We start from the raw sequence: 7,581 nt of genomic DNA, 5'->3' as shown, positions 1-7,581 counted from the left end.
CGGCGTCACTTGGGGTGAATTGACCCGTGTGGTCGCGGCAGGTGTTGCCTATGTCATAGTGCTGGCTGTTCTGGCGGCCGGGTTTGCTGGTCTGGTGACTGCGATTGGTCTTGGCCGCCCGATCAACGCCTTTCTGGCCTTCGCGCCGGGCGGTCAGGCCGAAATGACAGTGCTTGCCATCGTCACCGGTGCCGACCTTGGGTACGTCATCACACACCACCTGACGCGCATCGTGCTTGTGATCGTCGGCGCGCCCGTTGTGGCCGGGATCATCCGCCGGTCCCGACCTCGGGAATAGCAAGGCAGGTCGCGCCCCCCCTGCTGCGGGGCGCAAGCGTCAAGGCGCGGCGCGTATTTTTGCCGGAACATCGGCGAGCCGACCGCCGTTCCCCAGATCAAGCGCGGCTTGCCACACGGCACGCGCCCGCAGAGGCGGCGTCGCGCATGCCAAAACCGTCTCACCTCCTACCAGAGGCACGCGCATCTCCCAATCCGCGTCGGTTAAATCGCGCCATTCCACGTCTAGGTGGAAGGCCGCGTGGTGCACAAGGCTGCGCAAGGCCCGCGCCGGCAGCGTCGCCCCCTGTGCAATTACCGCCTGCCGCGCATCCTCTGACAGCGCGGGCGGTTGGTCGGCCCCGACCCGCAGTCTGGCCAGTCTCTCCGCTAAGGACCGTGCGTGATAGCCAACTGTTGCGACCACCCGGGCCTTGCTGTCGCCCGCGCGCAACGATGGCTCTGCCAGACCGGCATCCGTCAATTCCCCCAGCTTGCGCGCGAAATAGGCGGTGCCGCGGCGCGCAAGTAGCAGATCTCCGGCAGGCGCGGATGGCGCATCATATCGAGCGCCTGCCCCTTGCCGCGCTCTAAGCGCTACCCGCGGCGCGTCGTCCGTCGGGTTCATCCGCCGTCGACCATCGTGCGCATAAAGTTCAACCGCTCCATGATCGGCGCATCGGAAAAGCGGAACAGATCAAACAGCGTCTCTGCCTCCAGCGACCATGGCACCCAGGACGGGATCACGAAAATGTCGCCTTTTTCCAGAGGGTGGCGCACGTCCCCCATCACCACCGCCCCCTGTCCCTCGAATACCTGAAAGACAGTCGATCCGACCTCGCGCCGAACCGGTGTCTGCGCGCCCGCGCGCAGTCGGTGAAATTCACACCGGATTGTCGGCATCACGTCGCCGCCCGTCGTCGGGTTCACATAGCGGATCGCGGCGTGCCCTTGCTCGACAGTCGCGGGCTGGCCTTCGTCCTCCAGTAACAACTGTTCCGTCAACGCACGGTCCGTGTGTTCCCACCGATAGGCCCCGATGGGTGAGGCCACGGTGTCCTGCAACTGCGACAGCGGTCGTAAACCGGGATGGCACCACAGCCGTTCGCCGCGCGAATAATTGGGCGTGGCATAGTCCGTCACCCGATCCGATCCAAACTCGAAAAATCCGACATCCATCTGCTGACTAAACGGAATGTCCAACCCGTCGATCCAGGCCATCGGCGCGTCGCGGTCATTATGATGGCCATGGAACCGCCAACCGGGTGTCAGCAGCAGATCGCCCCGCGACATGCGCACCGGGTCACCGTCAACCACGGTCCAAACCCCCTCTCCCTCAACAACAAACCGAAAGGCGTTCTGCGCATGGCGATGTTCCGGCGCGGTCTCTCGTGGACCAAGATACTGGATCGCCGCCCAGAGTGTGGGCGAAACATAGGCTTTGCCCCCCAACCCAGGATTGGCCAGCCCGATGGCACGCCGCTCGCCGCCCCGGCCCACCGGCACCAACTCCCCCGATTTCTCTGCCAGAGGCAGCAGATCCGCCCATCTCCAGACATGCGGCACTGCCTGAGGTTTCGGATGCATGGGCATCAGGTCGCCAGTCTGGGTCCAGAGCGGGTTCAGGTGGTTTTCCTTGAACCCCTGATACAGCGCGCGCAGTTCGGGTGTATCCTCGGGCGACATGCCGTGGGCGACGTTGTAGTGATCAAGATCCTGGGTCATGGGTCTCCTCCCTCGTCGGGCTGCATCCGGCTGCGCGGGCGGCGCGGCACAGGAAAAAGCTACACATCATCCAACGCCGCAAAGTACCGAGCAGTTGCGCATCTTACCGCCCACCAAAGCGACGCTGGCGCGCCAGTGGGCCCCAAGACTCAGCGCGGGTGGTTGATTCACAATACGGATCATGGATCGGCGGTGCCAGCGGACTCGCCGCTTTCCAGTCCGTTCGTCCCGTAGAGCCAATTCAATTGTCTATACCAGTCGTCCGGGCTCATTCCGCGCATGATGCTGTTGCGCACCGCCGCCTTGGCGTCATCGGGGTGATAAATGTACTCGCCAATCAGCCGCGAGTTCATCTGAACCCGAGCGGTGCGCACGCGGCGCATGTCCTGATATCTTTGCAGCGTGCCCTCAGCCGACGCGCCAAACTGCGCGACACAATGCGACAGCGCCACCGCATCCTCCATCGCCATGCAGGCACCCTGAGCGAAGTATTGTAGCATCGGGTGCGCCGCATCGCCCAGCAAGGCCACACGTCCGTCCACCCAGTTCGAGATCGGCTCACGGTCGCACAGAACCCATAGCTTCCAGTTGTCGCCGTGCTCAATGACCTGCCGCGCCTTGGGATGGATGTGCTCAACCCCCTGCGCCACCTCTTCGCGTGGCACGGGACGTCCTGCAATCGCTTCCTGAACATCACGATGATAGGTCACGACCAGATTATAGACTTTTCCGCCCTTCAGCGGGTAATGCACGATATGGCACTTGGGGCCCGCCCACAGCGTCGCAGCGTTCCAGCGCAGATCTTCGGGCATTTGCTCGGTCGGGATGACACTACGATAGGTGGTGTGCCCAGAGACGCGCGGTTCTCCATCGCCCACCATCTGCGCGCGGATGGCCGAACGCAGACCGTCGGCCCCGATCAACAGACGACCCCGGATCGGGGCACGTCCGTCCAACAGCAAACTGGCACTGTTGCCGTCCTGCGCGTAACCCAGAGCCCGGTGATCGGTCCGCAGGTCGATCAGCGGGCTCTCCTCACAGTATTTCATCAGGACGCCATGCAAATCCGCACGATGCACCACGGCATAGGGGTTGCCGTAGTATGCACGGAACGGGCCATCCAGAGGAATCGAGGTGATGTCTTCGGCAGTCTGGGCATCCATCAGGCGCAACTGATCAATGTAGACTGCACAGGCCCGCGCCTGATCGCCAATGCCCAAATAGTCAAAGCAGTGAAAGGCATTTGGCCCGATTTGGATACCCGCGCCGATTTCGCCCAACCGCTGGGCCTGTTCGACCACAACACAGCGTTGCCCCTTGCGTGCCAGCCCGCAGGCCGCTGCCAGCCCGCCGATGCCACCGCCCGCGATGATGATAGGCAGATCCGTCATGGCTCATGTCCCTTCTATCTGTCGCTCGACTCGCGTCCATTTTCCGACCCCAGCCCCTCAGAGGCCGCATGCCCGTTTTGCGCGCATGACGGCCCTGGAAATTTTCGTATGTAGGCATATCATTTCCGACGTGTCATTTTACGTCAAGAAAAAGGTGCGTACACATATCAAAATCCGCAACAGAGCAGGTGTTCCCCAATGAAGGGCTTCGACGCCGCGACCTACGCGGGCTTCGGCGGTTCAGGAACGAGTCTGCAGCGGCAATAATTCTCCAAGGCGCTGCCAAATTAATACGCCGTTAAGAAGAAAGTGTCATTTTGATGAAAAAAATCGAGCGGTAAGGAAGCAACATGTACCCTGATGATCTGATCGAACGCGCCGTCCTTTCTGCGTCACGCTGCGAGGCGCAAGGCTTTCATGAGACAGCGAAATCCCTGCGCGCCCTTGCAGAGGAAATGCACCATGTGGCCACTGCGCCCATGTTGTCGCCGGGATTCTGCGAACAGCCAGTAGCCGCATTTCAGCATCGTTCTTAACCCGGCCTTTACGGCAGCGGGATAGCCATTCCCTGGACGATCCTCGGGGGCGAACATGGACGACCTATATGCAGAAGTCATGAGTTTGCTACACGATACCGGCGCTTTCGCTGATTGGCAGCGGGATAAGCGGTTGTCTCAGACTGTCTCGGACTCGCGCAATGTGGCCATCAGCGACCTGCCCGCCTCTACCAGCGGCAATGACCGGCTGTCGGACGCAATGCAGTAAACGATCCGGGCGGATCGCAGTCCGGTCATTCAACCGCTGCGAACAATTCCAGCGCGCGACGACTGCCGCGACCGATGTCGCCATCAATAGCGCCGGAATAGAACTCAGCTGACTTGAGCTGGCGCTGCACCTCGCGGCGAAATTCCAGATCAAAGGCCAGCCCACGCCCCTCGACCAGCAAGAGCCGAGCATCCGCGTCACCTGCACGCAATCGGTCCAGCAAGTCGGCAACTTGGTCAGGCAGCGACAAACCGGCTGGCACGAAATCCGGCAAGCCTTCACGCATCACCTGCAGCGCGGGCATCAACACCCCATCCGGCAGGCGGATCGCCACCCGGTCAAGCAAGGCTGGATCTGACAGGAATAGCGTCGCGCCCACCTGCGCCAGTGTCCCTTGTGCAAACGGCGCCAGCCGCGCCTTGACCTGCCCGTCGATCATGTCCCACAGCACCACGCCAGCAGGCGCAAGCCCCGCCGCAATTCGCAACCCGTCCGGCGCGAATGCCAGCGCCCTCACCTCGGCGCCGCCCGTTTCCAGCCGCCACAAAAAGCGATCCACCGCGATGTCCCACAGTAGGATGTGCCCGCGCCCCTCTTCAGCCACGGCAACAAAGCGTCCGTCCGGGCTGACGACCATGGCGCGCGGCGTGCGGTCCAACTGTCCGAACCGGCGCAGCAACTGGCCGTCTTCACTGCTCCATAACGCCAGGCTCCAAGTTTCAGGGTCGTCAGTTGCCTGCACAAGGCCGACGATTTCTGCGACCTCGCCGCGATAGGCCAGTGATCCAATGCGGGCAAATGGCATCTCCAGCTCCACTCGCTCCGCGCCCGTGGCGGGGTCCGCAAGGATGATTTCAGGCATTGGCCCATTGCGTCCAACCGCCAATTCCGTGCCGCTGGGCGACAAGGCGGCAAATGCACCGGGCCACGAGCGGAGCAACGCGCCGGTATGTGCGTTCAGCAAATCCACTGGACCGTCCTGTCCGACTCGGATCAGTGATGCGCCTTTCTCACCAAAGGCCAGCGTGACCGCATCCGAGGCTTCGCCCAGTGCTGGCGCGCGCTCATCTGTGGTGAAGTCATGCAGGCGTAGTGCAACACCCGCTCCTTGCGTGGCCAGTGCCGCCCCGTCTGACCGCCACGCCATCGCGACCGACCCATTTGCGCCGTAACCATCGCTGGCAAATGTCACCTGGCCATCCTGCCACGACCAGATCTGCAACTGCTGTTCGGCGCTATCGGCGGGCCAACCGGACCCGGCCACCGCCAGCCGTGTGCTGTCCGGGCTGAAGGCCAGCCCAGATACGAAATCGCCGGCTCGTTGCAGAGTGGCGCGGGTCGCCTCACTGTCCGGATCGACAAGGATCAGTCCCGGTGCCGCCCCTCCGACATGGCCGATCAGGCGGGTGCCATCGGGTGTCAGCGCCACATCTGCAAACCTGTACTTATCCATGTTCCGCAGCAGGTTTCCCCCTTCGAGGTCGAAAACCTGAATGGCGGTGCCGGACTTCGCCACGAACACTGCGGCATCGCCCGCCGCAGTCAACCCCAGCAACTGCCCGCCCAGCGCAGGGCCGATCCGTTCGGCCAGCGCGCCCGTGTCTACATGCCAGCGCAAACCGGATGTATTCTTTGCTCCGGCGATCAACCCGCCGCCGTCGCGGGTGAACGCCAGTCCCGAGATCTCGACAAGCTCTTCATCAGCGAAGTCCATTTCCCGCAGAAACACGCCAGTCTCCGCGACATGCATCGCAACCGACCCGGACATCGCAAAGGCCAGTGTCCCCCCGTCGGGGCTGTACCTTAGCGCGCTGACGGGTTCGTCGGTGGACCTACGCCACTTTTGCGCGCCCGTATCGACCTGCAAAACCGAAACGCCCGACGCTTGGCCAGCTTGCGCAACCGCCAGCCATGTTGAATCGGATGAAAACGCCAAAGCGCGGACCGGACCCTTGGTGTCCAACGAGATGGAGCTCAACGGCCTCAATGCGGGCAGCGTGAAAACCTCGACCAACCGGGCATTATCTGGACCATTCTTCCGGACAAGGGCGAGGTGCTGACCATCCGGGCTGAGCGCGATGACCTCTACGCCGGGGTCAATGTAGCGCCGCGCCGCCAGCGTTCCCCCTGCCGTCCGCCAGAGTGACAAGGCCGCGTGGCGGTCTCCAAGCGGTGCAACAGTTGCGGCATACTCGGCGGTCCCGGCGGTCAGCAGTGTTTCGGGCTTGATCAGATCGCCTACAGGCCCGGACACCAATTCTACGCCGGTGCCGGGCGGCAAATAGGGCAAGGTTATCCCATAGATCGCGGGTCCGGCGTCTGAGATGCCAACAGGAAAAGCAGCTGCCGGATCGCCTTTTGCCTCGGCACCGTCTGTGTCGCGCTGCTGTGGCCCAGGGTCCGAGAAGGTGGCCGGTGCCCCGGCCAGCGGATCGCGTGATGCCGCCTCCGGCTTGGGCGCATCGGCAAGTGGCGACAAACCGCAGCGCACCGCCGATGCCCCGACACAGGTTTCGCCCTCTGACACGGCCCGCAGCAAGGTGGACTGCGCAATGAGGTGGGCCAAGGCCACACCGCGCCCGCCTTGCCCTCGTTCCTCAAGGTGCATGGCGACCACACGGCCGTGCATGTCCAGCACGGGCGCTCCGGCGCTGCCCGGCAACGTCATGCACCCATGTGACACCCTCCCCCCCGGCTCGCCCGATCCACGCAGATCACATCCGTCACGCACCACATACAGCGACTCCCCAAGCGGATGCGTTAGGATCATCAAAGGTGTCCCGGATGACGGCAGCGGGTCTCTGGACAGGGGCAGCGCCGTTCCGACGCCTTCCTTCACGCGAAAAAAAACATAACCTGTTGCAGCGTCCGCCTCGACCGGTGTGATCTCGACGGGAAAGCGCGTCCCCTGATCCTCTTCACGGGGCGCATCATACCCGGTGATAAAGTCTATGCGGTCAAACCCGGTTGGCTTGCGGGTGACCAATGCAGGGTCATCCAATAGCCCCGGTCCGCAGCGGTGCGCCGTCAGGATCAAGGTTGGCGCAACCATGAATCCCGTGCAGACCACGACAAACGCTCCGGCATCGGACGTCACTTTCAGTCGAACTTGCCCCACGCCCCGCGCCGCCTGGCGTGCGGGAGTAGCCTTGGTATATCGGATGATCGGCTTGCCGATGCTGTCCTTGATCCTGGCACGGTTTCGCGCGACCACACGGGCCGGCGCCTCCATCACCAGCCGGTCAAACTCAGTTCCCTCAAAAACTGGCAGTCCCTGCGCCGATGCGGCCCCGCCGAGCGTCAGAACCCCCAGCAGACAAAGACCAAACCGCGCGATGTGCAGGAACCGGACCCGTGTCATTGCCGAACCCTCCACAATACCCTCAAACAACTTCGTCAGTCAGAACGCTAGAGGGATTCGCCT

General features: G+C 62.9%; 7 protein-coding genes (1 of these 7 cut by a window edge). 3 read left to right on the top strand and 4 right to left on the bottom strand.

From position 1 onward, the window contains the following. Positions 1-298: the 3' portion of an AbrB family transcriptional regulator gene (locus tag ANTHELSMS3_RS11860; RefSeq protein ID WP_254694725.1), read on the top strand. 764 nt of this gene lie to the left of the window's left edge; 298 of the gene's 1,062 nt are visible here — the last part of the coding sequence; the start codon falls outside the window, past its left edge; its stop codon occupies positions 296-298. A 39-nt stretch (positions 299-337) separates the two neighbouring features. Here the strand turns inward: ANTHELSMS3_RS11860 and ANTHELSMS3_RS11855 are convergent, their stop codons facing one another. The 3 genes from ANTHELSMS3_RS11855 to ANTHELSMS3_RS11845 form a co-directional block, all read right to left on the bottom strand. Next, the gene (locus tag ANTHELSMS3_RS11855) at positions 338-904 is read right to left on the bottom strand and encodes a maleylpyruvate isomerase N-terminal domain-containing protein (protein WP_094035044.1); all 567 of its coding nucleotides are present in this window, start codon (positions 902-904) and stop codon (positions 338-340) included. Next, positions 901-2,001: a cupin domain-containing protein gene (locus tag ANTHELSMS3_RS11850; protein WP_094035043.1), complete on the bottom strand. Its 1,101-nt coding sequence runs from the start codon at positions 1,999-2,001 to the stop codon at positions 901-903. The genes ANTHELSMS3_RS11855 and ANTHELSMS3_RS11850 overlap by 4 nt, the downstream gene beginning before the upstream one ends. Before the next feature lie 179 nt (positions 2,002-2,180). Next, positions 2,181-3,392: a 3-hydroxybenzoate 6-monooxygenase gene (locus ANTHELSMS3_RS11845; protein ID WP_094035042.1), complete on the bottom strand. Its 1,212-nt coding sequence runs from the start codon at positions 3,390-3,392 to the stop codon at positions 2,181-2,183. 350 nt (positions 3,393-3,742) lie between these two features. On the opposite strand from ANTHELSMS3_RS11845, the gene ANTHELSMS3_RS25800 reads away from it, so the two are divergent. After that, positions 3,743-3,928, top strand: a complete 186-nt coding sequence (locus tag ANTHELSMS3_RS25800; protein ID WP_094035041.1) for a hypothetical protein — start codon at positions 3,743-3,745, stop codon at positions 3,926-3,928. Positions 3,929-3,983: 55 nt separating this feature from the next. Then, on the top strand, positions 3,984-4,157 hold the full coding sequence (locus ANTHELSMS3_RS25530) for a hypothetical protein (RefSeq protein ID WP_157733489.1): 174 nt from the start codon (positions 3,984-3,986) through the stop codon (positions 4,155-4,157). A gap of 25 nt (positions 4,158-4,182) precedes the next feature. On the opposite strand, the gene ANTHELSMS3_RS11835 is transcribed toward ANTHELSMS3_RS25530, so the two are convergent. Beyond that, positions 4,183-7,518 (bottom strand): trypsin-like peptidase domain-containing protein, encoded by a 3,336-nt coding sequence (locus ANTHELSMS3_RS11835; protein WP_094035040.1) that lies wholly within the window; start codon positions 7,516-7,518, stop codon positions 4,183-4,185. Positions 7,519-7,581 lie beyond the last annotated feature (63 nt).

The sequence above is a fragment of the Antarctobacter heliothermus genome (assembly GCF_002237555.1).
GTDB lineage: Bacteria > Pseudomonadota > Alphaproteobacteria > Rhodobacterales > Rhodobacteraceae > Antarctobacter > Antarctobacter heliothermus_B.
This window is presented reverse-complemented; position numbering and strand designations above follow the sequence as displayed.